This is a genomic window from Brevibacillus migulae (genome assembly GCF_004521915.1).
Taxonomy (GTDB): Bacteria; Bacillota; Bacilli; order Brevibacillales; family Brevibacillaceae; genus Brevibacillus_F; species Brevibacillus_F migulae.
In genome coordinates, this window is the sequence record NZ_SDKD01000004.1 from 282,312 (window position 1) to 303,830 (window position 21,519).

16 protein-coding genes are annotated in these 21,519 nt (G+C 48.8%); 8 read left to right on the top strand and 8 right to left on the bottom strand.

Annotated features, from left to right (window positions below; genetic code table 11):
• Window positions 1–84: 84 nt before the first annotated feature.
• The 3 genes from EIZ37_RS06770 to EIZ37_RS06780 form a co-directional block, all read right to left on the bottom strand.
• A complete protein-coding gene (locus EIZ37_RS06770) occupies window positions 85–2,268 on the bottom strand; it encodes a HAMP domain-containing sensor histidine kinase (protein WP_134683815.1) in 2,184 nt (727 codons plus the stop codon).
• Window positions 2,246–2,938, bottom strand: coding sequence for a response regulator transcription factor (locus EIZ37_RS06775; RefSeq protein ID WP_134683816.1), 693 nt, complete (start codon window positions 2,936–2,938; stop codon window positions 2,246–2,248). Before EIZ37_RS06775 ends, EIZ37_RS06770 begins: the two co-directional genes overlap by 23 nt.
• Window positions 2,939–3,123: 185 nt before the next feature.
• Window positions 3,124–3,990, bottom strand: a complete 867-nt coding sequence (locus EIZ37_RS06780; protein WP_134683817.1) for a GNAT family N-acetyltransferase — start codon at window positions 3,988–3,990, stop codon at window positions 3,124–3,126.
• Window positions 3,991–4,237: 247 nt separating this feature from the next.
• On the opposite strand from EIZ37_RS06780, the gene EIZ37_RS06785 reads away from it, so the two are divergent.
• Complete coding sequence (locus EIZ37_RS06785; RefSeq protein WP_134683818.1) at window positions 4,238–5,866, top strand: formate--tetrahydrofolate ligase; 1,629 nt, start codon at window positions 4,238–4,240, stop codon at window positions 5,864–5,866.
• A gap of 58 nt (window positions 5,867–5,924) precedes the next feature.
• On the opposite strand, the gene lplT is transcribed toward EIZ37_RS06785, so the two are convergent.
• Window positions 5,925–7,130 carry a lysophospholipid transporter LplT gene (gene lplT, locus EIZ37_RS06790; RefSeq protein ID WP_134683819.1) on the bottom strand — a complete coding sequence of 402 codons (1,206 nt, stop codon included), beginning with the start codon at window positions 7,128–7,130 and terminating at the stop codon, window positions 5,925–5,927.
• A 2-nt stretch (window positions 7,131–7,132) separates the two neighbouring features.
• The gene (locus EIZ37_RS06795) at window positions 7,133–9,241 is read right to left on the bottom strand and encodes an AMP-binding protein (RefSeq protein WP_134683820.1); all 2,109 of its coding nucleotides are present in this window, start codon (window positions 9,239–9,241) and stop codon (window positions 7,133–7,135) included.
• Between the two features lie 342 nt (window positions 9,242–9,583).
• Between EIZ37_RS06795 and EIZ37_RS26335 the strand changes: the two genes are divergently transcribed.
• From EIZ37_RS26335 to EIZ37_RS06820, 3 genes are all read left to right on the top strand, one after another.
• Entirely contained in the window at window positions 9,584–11,947 is a 2,364-nt protein-coding gene (locus EIZ37_RS26335; RefSeq protein ID WP_235827905.1) for a polymorphic toxin-type HINT domain-containing protein, read from the top strand.
• The gene (locus tag EIZ37_RS06815; protein WP_134683821.1) at window positions 11,947–12,276 is read left to right on the top strand and encodes a hypothetical protein; all 330 of its coding nucleotides are present in this window, start codon (window positions 11,947–11,949) and stop codon (window positions 12,274–12,276) included. Before EIZ37_RS26335 ends, EIZ37_RS06815 begins: the two co-directional genes overlap by 1 nt.
• A 729-nt stretch (window positions 12,277–13,005) precedes the next feature.
• On the top strand, window positions 13,006–13,377 hold the full coding sequence (locus EIZ37_RS06820; protein ID WP_407921118.1) for an immunity 50 family protein: 372 nt from the start codon (window positions 13,006–13,008) through the stop codon (window positions 13,375–13,377).
• Between the two features lie 119 nt (window positions 13,378–13,496).
• On the opposite strand, the gene EIZ37_RS06825 is transcribed toward EIZ37_RS06820, so the two are convergent.
• Window positions 13,497–15,314 (bottom strand): SgrR family transcriptional regulator, encoded by a 1,818-nt coding sequence (locus EIZ37_RS06825; protein WP_134683823.1) that lies wholly within the window; start codon window positions 15,312–15,314, stop codon window positions 13,497–13,499.
• A gap of 121 nt (window positions 15,315–15,435) precedes the next feature.
• Between EIZ37_RS06825 and EIZ37_RS06830 the strand changes: the two genes are divergently transcribed.
• The 3 genes from EIZ37_RS06830 to EIZ37_RS06840 all read left to right on the top strand — a co-directional run bounded on the left by EIZ37_RS06830 (window position 15,436) and on the right by EIZ37_RS06840 (window position 18,082).
• Complete coding sequence (locus tag EIZ37_RS06830; protein WP_134683848.1) at window positions 15,436–16,698, top strand: MDR family MFS transporter; 1,263 nt, start codon at window positions 15,436–15,438, stop codon at window positions 16,696–16,698.
• Between the two features lie 25 nt (window positions 16,699–16,723).
• The gene (locus tag EIZ37_RS06835) at window positions 16,724–17,503 is read left to right on the top strand and encodes an isocitrate lyase/PEP mutase family protein (RefSeq protein WP_134683824.1); all 780 of its coding nucleotides are present in this window, start codon (window positions 16,724–16,726) and stop codon (window positions 17,501–17,503) included.
• Window positions 17,504–17,605: 102 nt separating this feature from the next.
• A complete protein-coding gene (locus tag EIZ37_RS06840) occupies window positions 17,606–18,082 on the top strand; it encodes a hypothetical protein (protein WP_134683825.1) in 477 nt (158 codons plus the stop codon).
• On the opposite strand, the gene EIZ37_RS06845 is transcribed toward EIZ37_RS06840, so the two are convergent.
• Entirely contained in the window at window positions 18,079–18,717 is a 639-nt protein-coding gene (locus EIZ37_RS06845) for a response regulator (RefSeq protein ID WP_134683826.1), read from the bottom strand. The two genes, EIZ37_RS06840 and EIZ37_RS06845, sit on opposite strands and share 4 nt — an antisense overlap.
• Before the next feature lie 3 nt (window positions 18,718–18,720).
• Window positions 18,721–20,112, bottom strand: coding sequence for a sensor histidine kinase (locus tag EIZ37_RS06850; protein ID WP_134683827.1), 1,392 nt, complete (start codon window positions 20,110–20,112; stop codon window positions 18,721–18,723).
• A gap of 227 nt (window positions 20,113–20,339) precedes the next feature.
• Here EIZ37_RS06850 and EIZ37_RS06855 point away from each other — a divergent pair, with 227 nt between their 5' ends.
• Window positions 20,340–21,422, top strand: a complete 1,083-nt coding sequence (locus EIZ37_RS06855) for a hypothetical protein (protein ID WP_134683828.1) — start codon at window positions 20,340–20,342, stop codon at window positions 21,420–21,422.
• Window positions 21,423–21,519: the final 97 nt, after the last annotated feature.

The following is a 21,519-nucleotide window of genomic DNA, read 5'->3' on the forward strand; positions in this document are numbered from 1 at the left end:
TCCCTGTATGGATGGGTCAAAAGCCCACGCGGATGAACAATCAAAAAGGCGCCCCTCTGAGAGGGACGCCCGTTTGTTGTTGCATCAGCTTTTGCGAAACACAATCATTACCTTGAACATATCACCGTCAAGCTGGATGGAAAGCTCGCCACCCTGCAGCTCCACGATGCTCTTGGCAATGGCCAAGCCGAGTCCGGAGCCTTCGGTATGTCTGGACTGGTCGCCGCGCTTAAATCGTTCGAAAATCTCGTCCACATCGAAATCGAGCTCGTACGCGGATACGTTTTGCATGGTCAATGCTACATGATCCGCGTGCTCAGTCACGCTTACATAGACTCTGGTATTTGGCAAAGAATATTTAAGAGCGTTGCTGATCAGGTTTTCGAAGACTCTCCAGGTTTTCTTTCCATCCAGATACGCATGGATTTTGGGCTTATCCGTGGAGACGCGAAAAGCGAGCGAGGAGGCCTCAATCTGGTCGCTGCATTCCGCAATCGCTTGATTGAGCAGGGCGACGACATTCACTTTTTCCATGTGCAGCTCCACAGAGCCGCTCGCCATTTTTGAGGCTTCAAACAGATCATCGATCAACGTTTTCAGACGAGCCGCCTTCCGATCCAGCACCGTGATGTATTGCTTGGCCTCCTCATCGGCCAGCTCCTTTTTTCCAAGCAGGTCTATATAATTGATAATGGAGGTCAGCGGCGTCTTCAGGTCGTGGGAGACGTTGGTAATCAGCTCTGATTTCAAACGCTCGCTCTTGATCTGTTGGTCGAGCATCTCCCGATAACCATTCCTCATCTCATTCATATGCTTCGCCAATTCCGAGAGCTTTCCATTCCCCTTCGCCTCGATGAGATAGTGAAAGTTACCGGATGCGATCTCCTCGGCACCTTTGAGGATCCTGTTGAAGATATTCACCCGTTTCAGGACAAACGGTACGACGAGGAGCAGATAGAGAACCGAATACGCAAACGTGAGCAAAAACCATTCCTCGTCGCCGCGAAAGACCAAGATCCCCAGGAGCGTTCCCCAAAACCCAGTCAGCCCGGCAAAAACCACAATGCTGACAAAAATGCTTTTATACAGGAAGCTGTCCTTCACCAAGCGAATCAATCGATAAAAGAACCCGGATTGCCATTGTTGGCGCCATTTCTCCTGATCTTTTGCAAGTCGTATAAGCTCTTGAGCCTCTGCCAGCAAATACGCGATGACCCCAGCGACAAACGTTAAGATGAATGCTTGTCTCGGCTCGAGAGGAAGATAAAAGAAACGGTCGAGTTCTGTGATCAGGATGAGCAACATGAACCCGCAGAAAAGAAAGAGGGCGATCCGAAAATCAAACGGGATGCGATCTGCCCAAGTGCGGCAGGTGGAGATGATCGCGATGTCACGTTGATTCGTATTTCGCAAAAAGACGACGCACCCGATGGATATCAATAAAAAGACAAGGGCAATGACGCATTCCTTCACAATCCGATCCTTCAGGTTGTAGAAGTAGGCGTAATCGGCATGCACCTGGCTATAGCCATCAGCTGTTTGGGGAACTAGTATGTATCCCTTCCAGTTTTGCTCCTGAAAAAAGCGGTTGATGGACTGCAGTTCGGGGCTCTGATAGGAGGTTTGCGGGAAGTCTAACCGATACATGGGATCCGCTTCGCTGGATTTACGCTCATCCCCTGATGAATAATTTGTGTAGACCTCATGTGTGTGATGATCCTCAATGGAATATTTGAAAGAGCTGGAGCGAAGGCGCAGGCTCTTTTCGATTTCTTCGTACTCGTCTTCCTTGGCGTTTACATAGTCACGTTTGATCAGTTCAGCATAACTTTCTTTTGCCAGCGCGAGCTCTGCTTCTTTTTGTGTTTTTTCCGCCAACAATTGAGCTCGTTTTTCTGGCTGTGTGGCTAATTCTTCATCCAAAAGCTGCTGATCCAACAACAAGATCGCTTCTTCTTTTTTCTGATATTCCGGCATCTGAGAGATCTCAAACTCTAGATTTTGCAGATCATCCTCAGTCAAGGCTGCGATTTTTTTCTCCAAGCTCTTGTTCGGATAATCTTTATATTGAAAATGCTTGGACTTGATCAACTCAAAAAACGCCATGATTTCATTCGTAAAAAAATAGCTCTCGAAGTAGGATTTTTCGTTCAAATAGTCATCGTTTCGGATGACGTCAGAAGTGGAGAGTGTGCACAGCGCAAGCGAGTAAGCGAGCACGATGCATGCACAGAATGCCGTCCACTTATTTTTCGATTTTGTAGCCAATCCCCCACACCACCTTTAAATATTTCGGTTCCTTTGGATTAATCTCAATTTTTTCGCGGATTCTCCGCACGTGAACGGCAACGGTGTTATCTCCCTGGAAGAAGGGCTCCTTCCACACCTTTTCGTAAATTTCTTCAATCGAGAAGACACGACCCTTGTTTTCCATGAGCAGCTCCAAAATTTTATATTCCGTGGCGGTCAGCCGCACCTCTTCCTGATCCACGGTGACGCATTTGGTGCTCTTGTTCAAGGTGAGGCCCCTGACATGGATTTCGTCTTCAGTCGCTTTATAATTGCCGAGGTTGGTATAACGGCGCAGCTGCGATTTCACGCGGGCGATCAGCTCCAACGGGTTGAAGGGCTTCGTGACATAGTCGTCGGCACCTACATTCAGCCCCAGCACCTTGTCCGTATCCTCGGACTTAGCCGAAAGCATGATGATCGGGATGTTCCGGCTCTCCCGAATAGCAAACGTGGCCCGGATGCCATCCATCTGCGGCATCATGATATCGAGAATAATCAAGTGAATGTCTTCTTTATCCAATACGCTCAAGGCTTCAAGACCGTTGGCAGCCTTAAATACACGTATCTCTTCATTTTTTAGATAGATTTCCAGCGCATCGCGAATATCGCTTTCATCGTCTACCACCAGTACGTGATACTTTGACATCGCTTCTCCCACCTTTTCATGCCTACCATACTACCATGCCAACCTCCTCTGCCGTAGATATAGACAGATTTTACGAAACAGAGGTAACAAAAAAGTCAGCAAAAGATTAACAAATTTCTTAAGAAATGAGCTCGATGAAAAGGAAAAAGGCCGCCAACTGACAGCCTCTCCATAAGGTCTGGTTTCTAAAATGAATAGTAATCATATGCGGCGATTTCTTGAAATCCGCATGCCTTATACAAACCGAGCGCTTTGGCGTTTTCCGTTTGGACATCCAGCTTGATCGGGCCATTCTCTTCCTGGCGAATGAGTTCGATGCACTGTGTGAGAAGCTGCCGCCCGTAACCTTTTCCTTGGTAGGTGGGGTGTACGGCAAAAGCAGTGATATAGACATCAGCGCCATCTCTGGATGCTGTGATGGTCCCGATGGGCAGTGTATCATCCTTTGCTACATACATCTGATGATCCCCGCCTGCCGTATTCCTTTCCACGAGCTCACGGGCTTCTTGCTCTGTATCACCAAAGCTTTCCATGAGGATGCGGATCACATCAGTGGTATCAGCGGGGTGCACGGGAACCAGCTCCAGCTTTTTACTCGGCTTGCAAGGCGGCGGGGTGTCAACAAGGCCCATGCTGTACTCGGAAAACCGATACGTTGCTCCGATCGCTTTTAGAAATTGCTGACCAGAGGCGGAAGAATGATCGCAGACGATGAGCCGCTGGCGCAGATCTCTTTTCGCCAGCTGCATCTTTGCTTCCGTTAAAAGGGTAGATGCAATTTTCCGGTTTCGATGCTCCGGGTGCACCATCCCCGATAGTTCCACTTCTTCCTCACTTGAGATGAAATACATGCCGAGAAACCCAACCAGCCTATCATCGACATAATACAAAAAATCATGATTCTCTCTGCCGTTACGGTTGCGCAGCATGGAAATATTTAAAGTAACATCCACATGAATGTGCTCAAATTGATTGCACTGATGGGCGAGTTCAAGAATTTTCTCAATCTCTGAGTCACTCAATCGATTCCGAATTTGCACCCCATTCAACATACACACACGTCCTTTTTGAGAGTTGGATACCTGTTTCTTTACCCTTCCATTGCTTGTATGTATGTGCCATATAACATCACTCCTTCCTTTTAGGAAAACGGCCGCGATTCTCGAAGAGTTGCGGTGTCTTTATCATAAGTCGTTATATATCGATCAGCAATACATAGCTGAATTGGTATTCGTATTTTCCTACAAATGGTACAATGTGTGTGGAAAATCTTTGCCTGCACAAGGGGGAGCCACGACAATGAAACCAATCATGGAAGTAGCGAAGCAGCTCAGTCTAGGCGATCAAGATGTAGAACTGTACGGACATTACAAAGCAAAGCTTGGCAGCCACGTCTGGGAACAGGTAAAAGGCAATCCGGACGGCAAGCTGATCTTGGTCACCGCGATGAATCCCAATCCGGCTGGTGCCGGCAAAACCTTGACGACCATCGGGCTCTCACAAGCACTCAATGTGCTGGGGAAAAAGACCATCGCCGCCCTGCGAGAACCGTCTCTGGGCCCCTGCATGGGGATGAAGGGCGGAGCGACGGGGAGCGGGCAGGCGCAAATCCTGCCGGCAGAAGACATCAATCTTCACTTTACCGGCGATATTCATGCGATTACATCTGCGCACAATCTACTGGCTGCGATGATCGACAACCACATCCACCATGGCAACCCAAAACAACTCAATCCGAAAAAAATCGTCTGGAAGCGGGCGATGGACATGAATGACCGTCCGCTGCGCAGCATCGTCATCGGACTAGGCGATGGAAACGGGCAGACCCGCGAAGACGGCTTCATGATCACCACGGCTTCGGAAATCATGGCGATTCTCTGCCTCAGTGAAAACAGCAGCGACTTGCGCGAGCGGATCAGCAAGATCATCATCGGCTACGACATGGACGACCGACCGGTGACGGCAAGTGAAATCGGTGCGGTTGACGCGATGTGCGTCCTGCTCAAAGAAGCATTGAAGCCCAATCTGGTGCAAACGATTGAAGGAACCCCGGTGTTGGTGCACGGCGGACCTTTTGCCAATATCGCTCATGGCTGCAGCAGTGTGATCGCCACCAAGCTGGGATTGAAGCTGGCGGATTATGTAGTCACGGAAGCGGGCTTTGGTGCGGACCTCGGTGCGGAGAAGTTTTTCCACATCAAATGCCGCCAAGCGGGTCTCACTCCATCCGCAGCGGTAGTCGTGATTACCGTAAACGCTTTGAAATACAACGCAGGCATCAAAATCGCAGACCTGCATCAGCCAAATAAAGAAGCGCTGACAATAGGCTTTGAAAACGTAAAGCGTCACGTGGAAAACCTGCAGAAGTTTGGCATCCCGGCAGTGGTCGCCATCAATCATTTTGCCACGGATACACCAGAAGAGATCGAAGCGGTGATCCACATGTGTGAAACGCTTGGGGTGCCGGCAGCCCTTTCCAAGGTATGGGCAGAGGGAGGCCAAGGTGGCGCGGAGCTGGCGGAAAAGGTCATCAAAGCCGCTGCATCCACAAGCTCCTTCCGCATGTTGTACGAAGAAACCCAATCACCAAAACAAAAGATCGAGACCATCGTCAAAGAGATCTATCGCGGCAATGCGGTGACCTACTCGTCCGCAGCGGAAAAGATGCTGCAAAAAGTAGAGCAAATGGGACTCTCCCATCTGCCCGTGTGCATGGCCAAGACGCCGTATTCTTTTACCGATCAGCCTGATCGACTTGGCGCCCCCACCGACTTTGCCATCCATGTCAGTGAGATCCGGATATCGACCGGAGCAGGCTTTCTGGTTGTTCTGACGGGCAACATCATGACCATGCCCGGACTGCCAAAGCGTCCTGCAGCCGAATCGATTCGCCTGGACGAAAACGGAGCAGTAACCGGTTTGACATAGAAAAAGGAGCCTCCTTACACCAGATTCGTGTGAGGAGGCTCTTGCTTTTTTGCAGGACTTAGACGCCATGCTGCAGCCGCTTCATTTTTTTCGACTGCAGGAGCAGATAGACCAGGAAGAGGGAAAAGAGCAGACCTTGTGCCATGATCGCACCTGAGATCGACACGCCCGCATAGACGATCAGATAGTAGACTCCAGAACCGATCAGCATCAAGATATTCTCCACAAAGTTTTGCACCGCAATCGTTTTTCCTGCCCCGACCATCTTTTTCCCTTCTTCCTGCAGCACGGTGTTCATCGGAACGATAAAGACGCCGCCCATAAAACCAACCGTCAAGAGGAACAGGATCGCGATGGTGGTGAAATGAAACCACGGAAACAACAGGATCAGGATGAGCATGAAGCAGCCGTACAGGACGGATCGTGTAAACCGGCTGAGCGGAATGAGCTTTGGTGCCAGAAACGCACCGAAGATAATCCCGATCGACGTCGTCGCCAGGATCAACGACACGGACATGTCTTTCGGATCGATGTGCAAGGCGACGGGAATCCAGGCGATGACCGCGACGCGCAGGACAGCGGAGCTCATCCAGAACGCCCCCGTGCCGATCAAGGAAAAGTTCGTCTCAGGTCGTGCAAACAGCTTGCGTACATCTGCGAAAAAGTTGTGCGTTTCCACGCTGTAACGAATCGACTGATTGCCTGCCATCCGCGGGATAAACGAGGTCATCCCGGCAGACAGCATGTAGAGTGCCAGACAGAAGAAGGAAGAGACTGACGCCGATGTGATGGATGCGATCGCACCGCCGCCGCCGATTCCGAGCAAGATGGCGATGATCGTATAGGCTTCAATGCGAGCATTGGCTTGAAACAGCTCATCTTCATTGCGAGTCAGCTCGGGCAGGATCCCGTATTTGGCGGGGGAGTAGACCACCGCCCCCACGCCAACGGTAAAGTAGCAGAGCATAAGAAGCACGATGCTGGAATGATCGATCACAATCAGAATGAGTACGCCAAGCGCTTTGATCAGGTTGCCTGTGACCAGCACGACGCTTTTCGCGTGCTTATCGGCAAAGGGCCCGACGATCGGAGCTAACACGATATAAGGAAGAAAGAATGACATGGATACAAGTGCCAGAGAAGCGGGTGAAAAACCGTTGTCCGTCAACAGATTGGCAATGACAAACAGCACCATGTTATCGGCAAACGCCGAGAGAAACTGCGTAAAGTATAAAGCTTGCAGCGGTTTTAATCGCATACTCATGCTTATTCGCCACCTTTTTCGGCTATTTGTTTCAGTGTGACATAATTCGTTTTGCCGCTGCCTAAGAGCGGCAGGGAGTCAAGCGTGCGGATCGCTGCAGGAAGCAGCAGTGGTGTAAATAGCTGTTCGGCCAGATAAGCGCGCAATCTCGGTAAGCTGGCTGTCTCGTCTGTGGTGTAGAGCAGGATGCGTTCTCCTTTGCGTGCATCCGGGATCGAGACGGTGGCAAAGTCAGAGTGTCCGAAGCATTGTGTAGCCAGCTCCTCGACGAGGTTGAGCGAAATCATTTCACCGCCGATTTTCGCAAAACGCTTCAAGCGGGATTGGATCATCAGGAACCCTTCTTCATCTACAGTGACCAGGTCGCCCGTTTTGTACCATTCATCCGCCGGGACAAATCCTTGTCCGTGGATCAGATAGCCCTTCATCACATTGGGACCTTTTACGAGCAGGTGACCGCCAGAGGTAATGCCGTCCACCATCTCCAGCTGATAATCCACACCGGGCAAGAGACGACCAACCGTACCTTGCTTATTGGCCAGCGGCGTGTTGAGCGAGAGAATCGGAGCGGTCTCAGTAGCCCCGTAGCCTTCAAAAATGCGCACCCCGAATTTCTCCATCCACATTTGGCGCACATCCGGCTTCAATTTTTCCGCCCCGGCGAATACATAGCGCAGGGAATAGAAGTTGTAAGGATGCGCCATTTTTCCATAACCGCCCAAGAAGGTTGAAGTGCCGAACATGATCGTAATGTTTTGATCGTAGCAAAGCTCGGAAATGATCTTGTAATGCAGCGGGCTCGGATACAGATAGACCGGGATTCCCGCAAGCATCGGCAGCATGGTGCCCGCGGTCAAGCCAAAGCTGTGGAACATCGGCAATACATTCAGCAGCCTGTCATTCGGCGTAAAATCGATCACGCTTTTGGCCTGCTGGATGTTGGCGTACAGGTTGCGGTGGGTGAGCACCACACCTTTTGGCTTGCTTTCGCTGCCGGATGTAAACAGGATGACCTCGTTGGTTGTCGCGCGCGATTTTTGCTTGGTTGCGTATTTGATGAGTGCGCTCAGCTTATCCCCAGTGGTTGCCGCGTTCTTCAGGTCCTCCAGATACAGGATTTCCATGTTTTCCGCAAGACCTGCGATCACGTGCTCCAGCTTTCCTTTTTCGATGAATACGCGGGAGGTCAGGATCGTCCGGATACCGGCTGTCTCGCAGCAATCGAGTAGGGAACGGATGCCGAGCGAGAAGTTCAGGATCGCTGGGGTGATGCCTACGCGAAACAGGGAGACGAGAGTAATCAAATGGCCGACCGATGTTGGCAGCAGCACGCCGACTGTTTGTTGGGAAGCGAGCTTTGTTTGCAGCTTGTCGCCGAGCAAGTAGCTCCCGATCAAGAGTGTCCGATAGCTGATAGCCGATGTCAGATCCTTGGCGATGATTTGCTTGCAGCCGTGGATCCGGGATGCTTCATAGATCTCGTTGAACAGATTGATGTCGTCTTTCATGCGTGCTTCAAACAGCTCGCGTTGCATTGTTTTCAGGATGTGTTCGCTGGCAGCCGCTTTCTGCTCTCTCATGGATTGATTTTCTTTACGCTCCAGCGAAAACGGAGTACCGACTGTGAACGACACTTTTGGAAACCAGGCGAGCCGCAGTTTTCCTTTTAGATAAGAGAAAATGGAACGCTCGAGACCCTGGATGATCACCGGGTAGACTTTCACGCCTGTGCGGAGAGCGAGATAACCGACACCGCTGTACATTTTCATCAGTCCGCCGGTGGTGGTAATGCGACCTTCCGGGAAGATGAGGATCGACTCGCCGTTTTTGATGACGCGCAGCATATGGCGGATCGAGTACGGGTTCAGCGGATCAACCGTGACATGCTTGCGAAACTTCATGAAGAAGGCGAACTTTTTCGCGATGCCCGTATTCGCCACAAACGTCACCTCGCGTGGAAGGCAGAAGGACAAGAGGACTGCATCCAGCAGGGACACGTGGTTGGGTGCGATGATGGATGGTTCGGATAGATCGATTTTATGCAGGCCATGGATGCGAGGACGGAACCAAAGCTGAAGAATCATTTTTATAAGGGCGTAAATAAGAGACATATAAGACCACACCTTTTTGAGTGATTTCCTTGAGTCTTATATTACGACCTGGTCATAAAGAAAAAGAGTACCAACTTTTATTGGTACCCTGCTGTGTGCCTAGCTTTTGGAAAAGGGAAACGGTTTCGAGACTTTTCGCCTACTTGCATTCAGGTGCTTATGTCATGGTTTCCGTGGAAAAGTGAGGAAAAAGGAATGATTCCATCCTTTGGTAATATATGGTTCACTGATTTGGGAGTGCATTATTGGCAATTATTAGGTTGCGAATGTCGGTGGAGGATATACAACATGCCGTAGTTACTAGAGAAACAGGCAACGTTGCTGGATGTAGGGGGAGTAGTTGTGAGGAAAAAGTTTCACCAACGTAAGCGGATTGGATTCTATTTTTTTCTTATGCTCTTTTTGTTTGTTTTTCCGCTAACGGTCATGGCGGATGCACCATCTTATTTTGTGCCGAAATACGAACCTCCCAATTATAATCCGGTGATCGTACCACCGGATTGGGAAAAGGTGAGATGGGGTCAATCTGGAGAGCAATTGGATGGTACGGATCCGACTGGTGCGAATGGGCAGCTTCCTGATAATCCCGATGGAGAGTTTTCTCTCTGGGAGTTTTTATTGGGACTTGTACAGAACAAAGAGGGGGAAACACTCGCTGGAGTCGGTTTCTTTACGGCGCTATTGTTAGGGGTAGCAGGAGCTGGATTCGCTGTCAGTACGGGTGCGGTTCCCGGTGCAAGCAGACTGTTTGCACTGTTCCCATCAACTGGACAGTTAACTGCCGGAGCAGCATTGTCGCGCTTTGCGGCTGGGTTCGTCAACAAAAGAGGTGGTTTGAAGGTTGCGCTGGCGGGCTTGCTCATGATGAGCTTGGCAGGGGCAGCGGCACAACCGCGTTTCCTGTTTGACGAAAACCTGTCACAGACACGTTGGCAAGAGATGATGGACCATCAGTTCGGTGGAGAAGAAGTGCTGCAAATCTACACGCTATATAAACAGATCCGGGACAGTGGTGATCAGGAAGGCATGTATCGATTCCGGACTGCGATCCCAAGTTGGATGATCGCATGGATGGATAAGCTGCAGGAGCTGGAGAGTAAGGGGATTCCGTTCGACCAATATATGGCGTATGCAGGTGACGGGGAATCGGGTGTATTCAGCTACGACACGATGAAGGAGACATTTGGTCTCGAGGAAGCGGCACGATTTTATCAGGAATATAGCGGCAATCCGCTTGGGGATACATTGTTCCTCCTGTTAGCTGAGAGCCGAAAAGCTAAAGCGAACGGACTGGGATCCAACTTAACGATGGATAGTATCCGGGCGGATGTGAGTTTTGAGGAGTTTCAGCAGTTTTTGAACCGTTATGGGCTTGAAAATCATGTGGGAGAGTTGACGAAGCCCGGTGTGATCAGCCGGGAGGAGTTTGAGCAGATTTACGCCCTCCAGGATTTTGTGGTCATGGACGGGAAGAATGCGGATTACAGGAGTCGGGATGGGCGGAGTTCGGTGGGGAGTGTCGTCCTTGCAGAGTTGGCTAGTATGACGGCTGACTCTATCCCAATTATTAATGTAGGGACATCTGGATACGCTGCGGGTTATGGTTATGATTATTTTACCGAAGATGAATTGGCGGGATGGGAGCGAGTCATTGCGGTTGGTGGCTACCTAAGAGTGATCAAGAAGGCAGCTAATTTCGGAGAAACTGTCGCTGAAGCTTATAAACTATCGGAGAGAATTCACCAAACGTCGGAGATCGCCCGTCAGTCGAAGATGAAGCAAGTGTTGGATGCGGTTAGTGGCAAGAATGGGCAGACAGCGAAAGGAACGGGTAACGGAATCCCCGATTGTGACTGCTTTACAGCTGGAACCAGGGTGACTACAGTCGAAGGGGAGAAACCGATCGAGGAAATTGCGGTCGGGGATCAGGTTTTAGCCAAAGATGATGTCACCGGGGAGATGGCTTATAAAGAAGTTGAATGGCTCTACCAGCGTAATGTGGAGGAAACGTATAATATTACTGTTGGTGGCGAAGTCATTACTACTACTGACGAGCATCCGTTTTGGATTGTCGGCAAGGGTTGGGTGGAGTCGAAGAAACTTGCTGTTGGAGATGTTCTGACGACTTCGGATGGTAAGGAAATAGCTATTGAGAAGATTGAGGTAAAGAAGGAACATAACAAGGTTTATAACTTTAAGGTAAAGGACTTCCATACGTACTTTGTCTCGAATCTTGGTATATGGACGCATAATAGATGTGATGTTACTCCTGAGGGGACGGGTGATGTTAAACCGGTAAAAGAAGTAGAAATTGTTGATAAGAATGGAAGACCAATCGGTGAGTTAGACGAAATTGATTTGAAGAACGGTGTTTTTTATGAGGATAAAACAGCTAAAGGATTAAACATAGTAAATCCTAAAACAGGTTTACCTGCCCAAACTCCTCAGCAGTTTGCTGATAAGCAAATACTAGATAAGACTAGAAAAAGGATAGTTAACCTGAAAGAAGCTATTGCAACTAGATCGACAAAAAATGGTACGCCGGATGTACCTTCACTAGACCAAATCCAAAATATTCGTAAGTTCGTCTTTAGATTGGACGGTGATACACCTGAACTAAGGCAGGCTGTCGAAAACAGCCTAAATCAACTAAGAAAAGAATTCCCTGACCACACATTTGAAGCAATATTTGGAGGGGAAAATTAATGTCTATTGCAGCTATAATATTAAACTCAGAAAACGAGTTTGAGAAAAAATTTTACATCCCTGTAGCGTCAGAAGCTTTTTTCGAAGAATGTTGGATACCTGCTATTGAGGAACTAAACTTAGAATGGGTTAATGTTTTTTCTGTTGGGTTAGATATGGAGAAAGAAGACTTGCCTTTTGTGATGAAGGAGCTATCTCAGATAAAGGAGTGGGCAAAAACAAATTTACCCAACGAAAAACAAGATAAAATAATTGAAAGAATTGAATTACTTGAGGCTGAACTTCCTATCGCTTTTCGAAGAGAAGGGGCAGTAGTATTTATTGGCTAGGTTTCAATAAGTAATGGTGGGGGCTACCCAGTTTCGAATGAACTACTTTAATTCGTCAGTATCAACATTACCTTTGTTCTACCTGTAGGAAGTATTCACGAATATTGTTATACGTACAGAATGTCTGGAAAAGTATCCCTATTTAACGTAAAAGCGTTACATGAAACAGGTCAATATGGTCGGATACCACCGTAATTGACCTGTTTTTTTAACTCAGAAAGCTATTGATCTAATAAATAGCTTATCGAAGAATCGAACAATTAATTTGGAAAAATAAAGGCGGGAAAAAATGGACACTGAGGAACGTAATGATGGAAGGGTACGTTCAAAAAATTACTATTAATCAAGCTAAAGAATTGCCGAAAAAATGCTTTAAAGAAATTGCAGGTCCTCTAGAACAAGCGTTTAGATAGGCATAGGCCTATGCGGTTAGCAAAAAGGGAGAGGTTAGTATTATTGCAGATTATTCCGATGAGCCTGAGAAGCTTCAGGAATATCTATAGAAAATGTTTGATTATTTTAAGGAGAAGGGGCTATAAGCTAGGAAACCTTGAGTGGTAAAGGATCATATAAGGTTTTCTTGTTGTAGAAGGGCTTGGGATCAATGTGGGAACCTTTGGATACGCGGCTATAAGGTAAGGTCGAAGGTATGGATGATCATTATTATTTCGATTACAGAAATAGTAAGTAGAAAGGTGTGATAGAACTTTGTCGAATGAATCGAGAATCATGAATCCACAAGCATTGCTAAGTATCTTTGGGAAGGTGCCAGTATTTTTGGGTTCGGAGTTGCTTGATATTCAGCTTAGAAGAGATGGGCCAACTTTGTTCCTACGTATAATGACAAAAGAGCCAGTAGAAATTAAGCCAAAGCGTTGGGACAAATGGGATGTAATATATGTAGAATTATCATTTATCGGAATACGCGATTTGGCAATTGATGGTTTAGGAACTGAAAACCAAATCAGGAATTTTGAAGTTACAAACCGAGAGGAGGATGGGGCTTTACATATTGTTTGTCATAATCAGATGCAGATATCATGTTCATTTGATTGGGCAAGAGTAGAAGAAATAAGTCCTGGGTTAATAGGATCGCCATAATCGTATTGAGGTATTAATTATTAAACAGTTGAGTTTTAGGAAAATGGATTACAAAAAAAGAGGGACCAATCCAAGCAGATTGATCCCTCTTTTTCTGCTTTCACAAATAGAAACTCTCTTTAGCCCCTCCCCAACGGATGAAACCAAATCCGATGAAAATCCACCCAGCCCGATGGATTAATCGTAACCCCACGCAACGATTTATGGTAAGACGTACTGCTTTTCTTCTGCACAAGATACAAAACAGAACGAGTCCGCTGCATCAGCTCCTCCAAATCGGCGAGCATGAGTTGACGCTTCATCTCATCAGCTTCCCGAAAGAGCAGCGCCGCCGCCTTTTTGACAGCCTCGGCCGTCTCCTGGTCAAACGAGGACAGGAAGTAATTTTTTTGCAGGTACATCTCCAATTCGCTGACCTCGTCGCCGCTGTACACATTTCCGAAAAGCTGACAATCATGCTGCTGCGGAGAATCATGTGCGGCCAATTTGGATGGTTCTTTGATTTCAATCACCATGTTTATTCCAAACGATTGGCAGCGCGTTTGCAACCAGCGGGCGTCCTCTTCGTGATAACCGGTCGTCGCCAAGCAAAAGGGTTCCCCGTTATAACCGCTCTCCTTCAACAGTCCCTCAATCTCGGAACGGCTGAGTTGATTGGCAGCAGAATAATCGGGAGCGGATGGACGAAAACCTTGCGCTGGCAAGATCCGGTCACCGCCCAAATCCACAATCATCTGATCCCGATCGATGAGATGATGAAGGGCTTCACGGAATTTGAGATGCTTTTGCGGACCTTCTTTCGCTTGGTTGAATACCAACAGGCTGCAGCACGAGTACATCATCTCCAGGTCGAACCAGTCAGGATGCTCTTCCACTTCCTGTCCTTTTTGCGAAGTATCTCCATGTGCCGTCATGACCGAGGTCCAGTCAGGCTCCTTCAAGCGGCCAGCTTCCGATTCGGGGAAAATGAGCACCTCCACTCGGTCCAGATGGGGTCTACCCTGAAAGTGAGCAGGGAATGCTTCCAGGACACAAATGCCCTCAGTCAGCCGTGTCAATCGAAATGGACCTGTCCCAACGGGTTTGCTTCCGAAAACGGCCTCGTCGCTTAGCACGAGATCCGCTGGAACAATACTCGCCGGTGTGGTGCATAGAAACCGCAGGAATAGGTAGTTTGGTGATTGCAGGCGGATTCGCACCGTTTTAAAGTCAATGGCTTCAACGAGTTCGATATCTTGAAACATCCAGCTCGTTTCAAAGCGGTCAGCATTCTTGCGCAGCCGATCCAGTGTGAAGACGACATCATGGGCAGTCAATTCTCGTCCGTGATGAAACATGATGTTTTTTCGGAGATGGAAGATCCACTCGCGAGCGTCGTGGCTCGTTTCCCAGGAGTGCGCGATGCAAGGCTTGATTGTCCTGCTTTCATGCTCGAATTCTACTAACGTATCAAATATCTGTCCGATGATATGCGCGTCAAACGTGTAATACACCAATCCGGGGTCAAGCGTGACAATGCTCCTGTATACGGGAAATCGCAACGTATCCTGGAGCTTGTCAGCGATGGTTTGGGTAGAGAAGCCCATCCCTTCCGACAGCCAGTCCATAAACCGATCTTTCACAGGCATGGCGCCGAAACGATTCATTAGCTCCATTGCTTCCTTTACATGCCCCTGCTCCATTTTCTGTTTGACTTCCTGCAGCAGGATATCATCGGAGTCGGTGAGCAGCGTCAGCACAGATGTATTCCCGCGACCACGTCCTGCCTGCCAGTAAATCCATCCGGACTCAGACAGCTTGCGGACGATCAGCTTGGCGTACCGTGCCGTACAGTGCCAGACACCCGTCAATTTTTCGATGGTGACCGAAAAGGGCATTCCAATCTCTTGATCGTGAAAAGATGAGCGAAGCTCCAAAAAATGCAGCGCCGTTAACATGCAGATCCCCCTTTCTTTGCTAAAAGGTGAACTGATTTACCCAAATCATACTCTTTTTACCCCTTTTTGGATAGCTATACTTGAGGGTAAGAACAGCGTGAAGAAAGAGGGTGTCCAAGAGATGAATCGTCTCGGGAAAATGGCGATTACCATCCCCAGATTCCATCCGGTTGCATGGGGTGTCATTGTAGGAACGTTTTTGTCACGAACTGGTTTTTTTATGACGCTTCCCTTTTTGGGGATCTACTTGGGAAAAGGAAAAGGGATCGACCCGGCCATCGTGGGGGCGATTTTGGCAGTAAGTTTATTGGTGGGAACGCTGAGCAGCTTCATCGGTGGCGCGTTATCGGATCGGTTGGGCAGGTATCCGGTGATGGTGTCATCGATGGCGGCGTGGAGCCTCGTATTGCTTGGATTTGCGTATGCGGAAGAGACGTGGGTGTTTTTCCTGCTCAGCTCGCTGAACGGTCTGTTTCGCAGTGTGTTTGAACCGACGGCCAGAGCGCTTTTGGCTGACGTTACGCCTCAAGAGCAACGTGCGGAAGCCTTTCATGCCAGATATTTCGCGATTAATATTGGCGGTGCGATCGGGCCTTTGCTGGGAGTGAAGCTTGGAGCCGGAGAAACGGCATCGTTACTGCCATTTTTCATCAGTGCCGGGATATTTGCCGTGTATGCCGTCATTCTGGTGATGTTTATGGTGAGATTTAAACAACCGCAAACCATGGAAAGCTCGGACACGAACACAATGAAGCAGATGCTGCGAATCGTGTTGACGGATAAAGTCTTTCTCTATTTTCTGGTGGGGAATATTTTCGTGGCAGGCGCTTATTCGCACCTGGACACGACCTTGGCGCAATATATCGGCCATGATCGGGTGGAATCGTATGCGTTTCTGTTTGTGATCAACACGCTGTCTGTCTTGGTGCTGCAATACCCATTGGCGAAGCTGATGAAACGCTACTCTTCCTTGACCGCCTTGAAGGTCGGGTGTCTCTTGTTCGGGCTGGGGCTGTTTGGATTTGGGATCTTTGACAATCTACCCATGCTGGCGTTGTCCATGGTGGTGTTTACAGCAGGAGAAATCCTCTGCTTTGTCATCGGGGACGTGCTGATCGGAGAAATTGCCCCCGAACATATGCGGGGCGCTTATTATGGCGCGAGCGGATTTGCTTTTATCGGACAAAGCGCGTGTGCGTGGATTGGCGGCATCCTGCTCAATGTGCTGGGATTCGGGCAAGGTCCTGTCATTTTCGGGATTCTTATGCTGCTAGCCTTCGTCGCGTTTCCGTTCTTTCACAGGGGGCAGGGCTTGTGGGAGCAGCGGCAGGGTATCGATCGGACCAGCCATCAGATGACGGGAGTTGCTCTCGAAAAAAGCTAATAACCACAGAAAGAAGGGATCAATTATGAATCAGATCCAAAAATTCATAGCCTTGCATCAATCTGATGAAATCTTGTTTCTCGGAAATGCTTGGGACCTGCTGTCGGCTGTGGCACTCGAAAAAGCCGGATTTAAAGCAATCGGAACCACCAGCTGGGGAATTGCGCAGTCGCTCGGCTATACAGATGGGGAAAAAGTGGATTTTGCCGATCAGCTTCGCATTATCAAAACAATCGTAAAGCATGTCAGCATCCCGGTTTCGGCAGATATTGAATCTGGCTATGGAATAGACGCGCGTACCATTATTGAGAATGTGCTGCGTACAGCGGAATTAGGAGTTGCAGGGATCAATATCGAGGATTCTTTGAAAACGCAGACAGGGTTGCGAGAAATCGGGGAGCATGGAAAGCTTCTGGCAGCAATACGTACAGCTCTAGACAATCATGGCTTTGAGCATTTTTATATCAATGCTCGCATCGATACGTATTTGCAGAAGGAAGATCCGCTACAGGAAACCATCGATAGAGCAAAAGCCTATGTGGAAAGTGGAGCAAGCGGTGTATTTGTACCTGGTTTGAAGGAAGAAAAGGAAATCGCCGTGGTTGTGTCTCAGGTGTCCGCTCCGTTGAATGTGATGTCATTGCCAGGGCTCACCGATGTCAAAAAGATGCAAGAGCTCGGTGTGAAGCGGTTTAGTTTTGGCAATGCCTTCTCGGACAAAGTGGCTGCAGCGTTAACGGAAACCGCAGCCAAATTGTTTGCGGGAAAGGATACCTCTCTATTGTATGAGGCGGATCGGGGATAAGAAAGGAATATAAGAATGCGTGTCGTGAAGCCGGCACGCATATTCCGTTTTTTGGAAACATAACAAAGGGTTATTCCGTCTTTTTTTGTGGGGGGATGACCTATGAAAAAGTCCATCATACGACTATTAAAAGTCGCAGGCATCATCTATGGATTGATACTTGCAATTAATATCTACTATCAGGGGTTCATTGATGATGATGGGCCATTGATATATGTATCACCTTACGTAGATCAACATATGAGTATGCTCGACGGTAATCAAACCTACAAACTCTACCTTGACAGCGAGTTGTCTGACCATCATGTTCTGCTTTCGGAAGACCCTGTCGTTGTCAAGGAACTAATCCATGATTTGCGGTGGACATGGGTTACTACCCTAAGAAACGTGCAAAGAAATGAACCGTATATATCATTGCGATTTACAGATGAAAAGGATGAATTAATATACCCGCTCCTCTATTATCCACAGTCCGATGTTATTGTGTTTCCAGGTTTGCAGGAGGTGGTCAGCATCAACTCATCGGACAAGCTCAAAGCCATACTCAAAGACCACATAAACGAAACGAGGCCGGACTAAAACAACTTCTTCTGCTTCGCTTTCTCCGCAGCTTCTTTACTAGACTTAACCCCCATTTTCTTCAAAATCCGATTGATATGATTCTTGATCGTCCGCTTGGTGATATGCAGGTTCTTTTCAATCTGGGTCTGCGTCTGCCCCGCGTGGATCAACTGCAGGATTTCCTTTTCCGCAGGGGACAGGAGCTTCTGGGTCTCTTCCTGCTTCAACCGGAGAAACTCATTGCGCAAGGCCATCGCTGCGGTGGGGTGAATCGCCGATTGCCCCCGGTAGGCAGCGCGGATCGCTTCGGGCAGCTCCTTGAAATTGGACTTGCTCATATAATTGACAGCTCCTGCAGAAAAAGACTCGACAATGACATCCTCTTCCGTCAGCGAAGTGAGCATGATGATCCGGCAATCCGCCCGGAGCTCGGTCAAAGCGAGGACGGCTTCGATCCCGTCCAGCTTGTTTTCCGTCAGATTGATATCCATCAGCACGACATCTACGGGATGCTGCTGAAAGGCTTCGATCGCTTCCTCCTTGGTTGCAGCGGCGGCTGCGATCTGAATGTCCGGCTCTTTATTTAAAAAATCAACCAAGCCTTTGCGCCAGGCTTGATCATCTTCTACAAGCAGTACCTGGATGGCCTCCATGTGTTAGTCTCCTTTGTATTCGGTATCTTCCCGTCTCACGCGTTTTTGGGGAAAGTAGAGAAACACCGTCGTTCCCTCGCCTTGGACACTGTAAACCTCGAGTGATCCTTGATGCTTTTGCATCACGTTATAGCAGTAGGAGAGCCCCAGCCCAAAGTTCGTCCCCGTTTTTTTCGTAGAGAAAAAGGGATCGAGCACGTGGGGGAGGTTTTCCTTGGAAATCCCCACGCCGGTATCTGCCGCTGCGATGACGAGATGCTTTTTGGAGGGGAACATCTGGATCGTAAGGGTTCCGCCGGTCTTCATCGCTTCGAACGCATTCATGCAGAGGTTGGTCAATATTTCTTTGACCTGCACCGGATCGCAAGAAAGGCTGATTTGTGGATGCAGCTCTGTTTTGAGAACGATCTGGCGTGTTTCCGCTTCATGTTTCATACTGTCCAGCACTTGCCGGATCAATAGGCCTGGGTCGATCCATTCCTCTTTGAGCTTGACGTCCTGAAGCTGGCCTTGAATCCGATTCATCATGGACAGGATGTGCTCGGTCGATTCAGTGAGGATGCGAATATCCTCCAGCAGCTCGGGCTGGTCGGTTTCTTTGGCGTACGATTCAATCCGGTTGGCGTAGAGCGATGCCTTGCCCAGCTCGTTTTTGATCGTATGGTTGACGATTTGCGTACTGGTCGTCATCGCACGCAGGGTGCTGTCCAGCCGACGCTTCTCGACGCGAAGGCGGACACCAAGAAAACCGTATTTGACGCTGATGACCGCTATCAGAAAAAACTGAATTGCTACAACGAGACTGTTATAGCGCCAGGCTTCATAGAGATCAAACAAGCGCATGCCGTAAATGAAAAAGAAGATGAAAAAGAGCGGAATGATGACCAGGATATTGGTATAAAAACGGCTTTTTTTCACAAGCGGGTCTTTTTCTTGACGATAATCGTACAGCAGGATCAGGCACGCGGCCAAAAAATAAGGAATCGCCCAAGCGACCACGAATCCGTAATTGATCGTGAGCACCGGGTAAATGGGTGTGATGACAAACGTAATCGCGGGCGGCAGGAGCGCTGCCCAGGAAGTTGCTTTTTTGATTTTGCGTGAGATCGCTTCTCCCGAATAGACGGCAAACATCAGGTATGCATACGGGAGTCCCGCCTGCGTGACGAAGGAGGACGTGTTGCTGAGGGTCATCAGCGTCTGCTCCCAAAACGGCAGCAGCGGTCCGGCATGCTGCAAAGAGGGGAGCCATAATTCATCGATCACCGCAGAAAAATAACCGCCTCCTCCGATGAAGGCTGTCGCGCAAGCCCAGCGAATGGACGTCTTTTTCGGATCGGTAAAAAGCACCAGCAAGCCGAGCGCCCAGATCACTAAGAGCATGAAAAGCATCATGATGAAAACTCTCCCGAATTGGATTTTACAACCATTATACCCTACCGCAAAGATATATCCACCGTAGCTCGCGAGCGGGAGTGAATGTCAAAAACAAGGATTTTTGCAGACGGATAGCGTATTTCTAAGTAGAGAAAAAATTTTCTGAATGCCTTACCGGTAGTTTTGAAATAGATCCAGCAACAAATCCGCTTCCGATGGAGATGACAAAAAAAGAGGTGTTATGCGTGAGGAACAGGGGGATGCTTGGCTGGCTCTGTGCATGCTTGTTGATGATTGCGGGTTGTCAGGAAAACGAGGCAGCGACAACTTCGGGAGCCATTCCACAAGGGCAAGTAAGCCAATCGGTCGCAGTAGGGGACAACCAGAAAATGGATTGGCGGAAGTTTCTGATCGGTGCCTGGCAAGATTCTGCCGAGGTTGCAGCCGGTTATACTAACCTATATCAATTTAAAGAAGACGGCAGCTTTCGTTTCACACCGAATGAAATGATCTGTGATCAACGCGGGGCGGGATATTCCGGCACATGGGAGCTCTCTGGCCAGCAGCTCAAGCTCAGCGTGCAAAAAGAACGGGAATGGGTGGGAGGAAAGCTGGAGCCTGCGACAGGTTCCTGTGGAAGCAAAATGGAGCTGGTAGAGGCCACCCTGGAGACGAGAGATGTCAATCCACCACGAACCATCAGCTTTTCGCTCATGCCGGAAGATCCTTCTCAGACGGGGTATCCGGCGGTGAAGTTTGGAGAGACCATCTTTTGGCGCATTTTGGACAAGCCGATGGAAGAAGAGGAAGCGGTGGTGAATGGGGAAGACTCGCTGACGCCTGAACAGATCGTCCGCAATATCCTGCCAGATGTACGGATTGCCGAGGTGATTACGGAGGACCTGAACCATGATCAGAAGAAGGAATCTGTCCTTCTGACGGAAGAAGGGAGCCTGTATTTCCTGGATGCCAATGGCGAGCTGTCGTTAGTGGCGGAACAGCTCGTCACCGAAGAGGGAGCCGGGGAGCCTGCCACCATCCGGGTTCTTCCGGCAGTGAGCAAGGAGACGCATGTGGCGGTTCTCTACTCGTATTTCCCTTCCAACACGCAGGTAATGGTGTTCGCAATCAGAGATGGGCAGCTAAAAGCGATTTTTGAAGCCATGGGGGATCAAGGGATTGAGCTGGGAGAGAACCATACGATCATCCAGCATTGGAAAAGCTATCGGCAAGAGGGTGGCTTTGATGATGCCACGACCGTCTATCAATGGAATGAAGAAAAGCAAGAGTATGCCAAAGGGGCAACGAACATTAAAAAGAGCCAATAGCTTCGGCAGACACGAAAACAACCACCCAATTCGCTGGGTGGTTGTTCTTTTTTTACCTGGCGTGCCCAGCAAGCCGTTAATTGTTAGTTGGTGAAAG

Bases quoted from the DNA above. Each gene is read 5' to 3' on its own strand.
- EIZ37_RS06775 (WP_134683816.1), bottom strand. From the start codon at position 2,938: ATGTCAAAGTATCACGTACTGGTGGTAGACGATGAAAGCGATATTCGC.
- EIZ37_RS06780 (WP_134683817.1), bottom strand. From the start codon at position 3,990: ATGTTGAATGGGGTGCAAATTCGGAATCGATTGAGTGACTCAGAGATT.
- EIZ37_RS06785 (WP_134683818.1), top strand. From the start codon at position 4,238: ATGAAACCAATCATGGAAGTAGCGAAGCAGCTCAGTCTAGGCGATCAA.
- lplT (WP_134683819.1), bottom strand. From the start codon at position 7,130: ATGAGTATGCGATTAAAACCGCTGCAAGCTTTATACTTTACGCAGTTT.
- EIZ37_RS06795 (WP_134683820.1), bottom strand. From the start codon at position 9,241: ATGTCTCTTATTTACGCCCTTATAAAAATGATTCTTCAGCTTTGGTTC.
- EIZ37_RS06815 (WP_134683821.1), top strand. From the start codon at position 11,947: ATGTCTATTGCAGCTATAATATTAAACTCAGAAAACGAGTTTGAGAAA.
- EIZ37_RS06820 (WP_407921118.1), top strand. From the start codon at position 13,006: ATGAATCCACAAGCATTGCTAAGTATCTTTGGGAAGGTGCCAGTATTT.
- EIZ37_RS06825 (WP_134683823.1), bottom strand. From the start codon at position 15,314: ATGTTAACGGCGCTGCATTTTTTGGAGCTTCGCTCATCTTTTCACGAT.
- EIZ37_RS06830 (WP_134683848.1), top strand. From the start codon at position 15,436: ATGAATCGTCTCGGGAAAATGGCGATTACCATCCCCAGATTCCATCCG.
- EIZ37_RS06835 (WP_134683824.1), top strand. From the start codon at position 16,724: ATGAATCAGATCCAAAAATTCATAGCCTTGCATCAATCTGATGAAATC.
- EIZ37_RS06840 (WP_134683825.1), top strand. From the start codon at position 17,606: ATGAAAAAGTCCATCATACGACTATTAAAAGTCGCAGGCATCATCTAT.
- EIZ37_RS06845 (WP_134683826.1), bottom strand. From the start codon at position 18,717: ATGGAGGCCATCCAGGTACTGCTTGTAGAAGATGATCAAGCCTGGCGC.
- EIZ37_RS06850 (WP_134683827.1), bottom strand. From the start codon at position 20,112: ATGATGCTTTTCATGCTCTTAGTGATCTGGGCGCTCGGCTTGCTGGTG.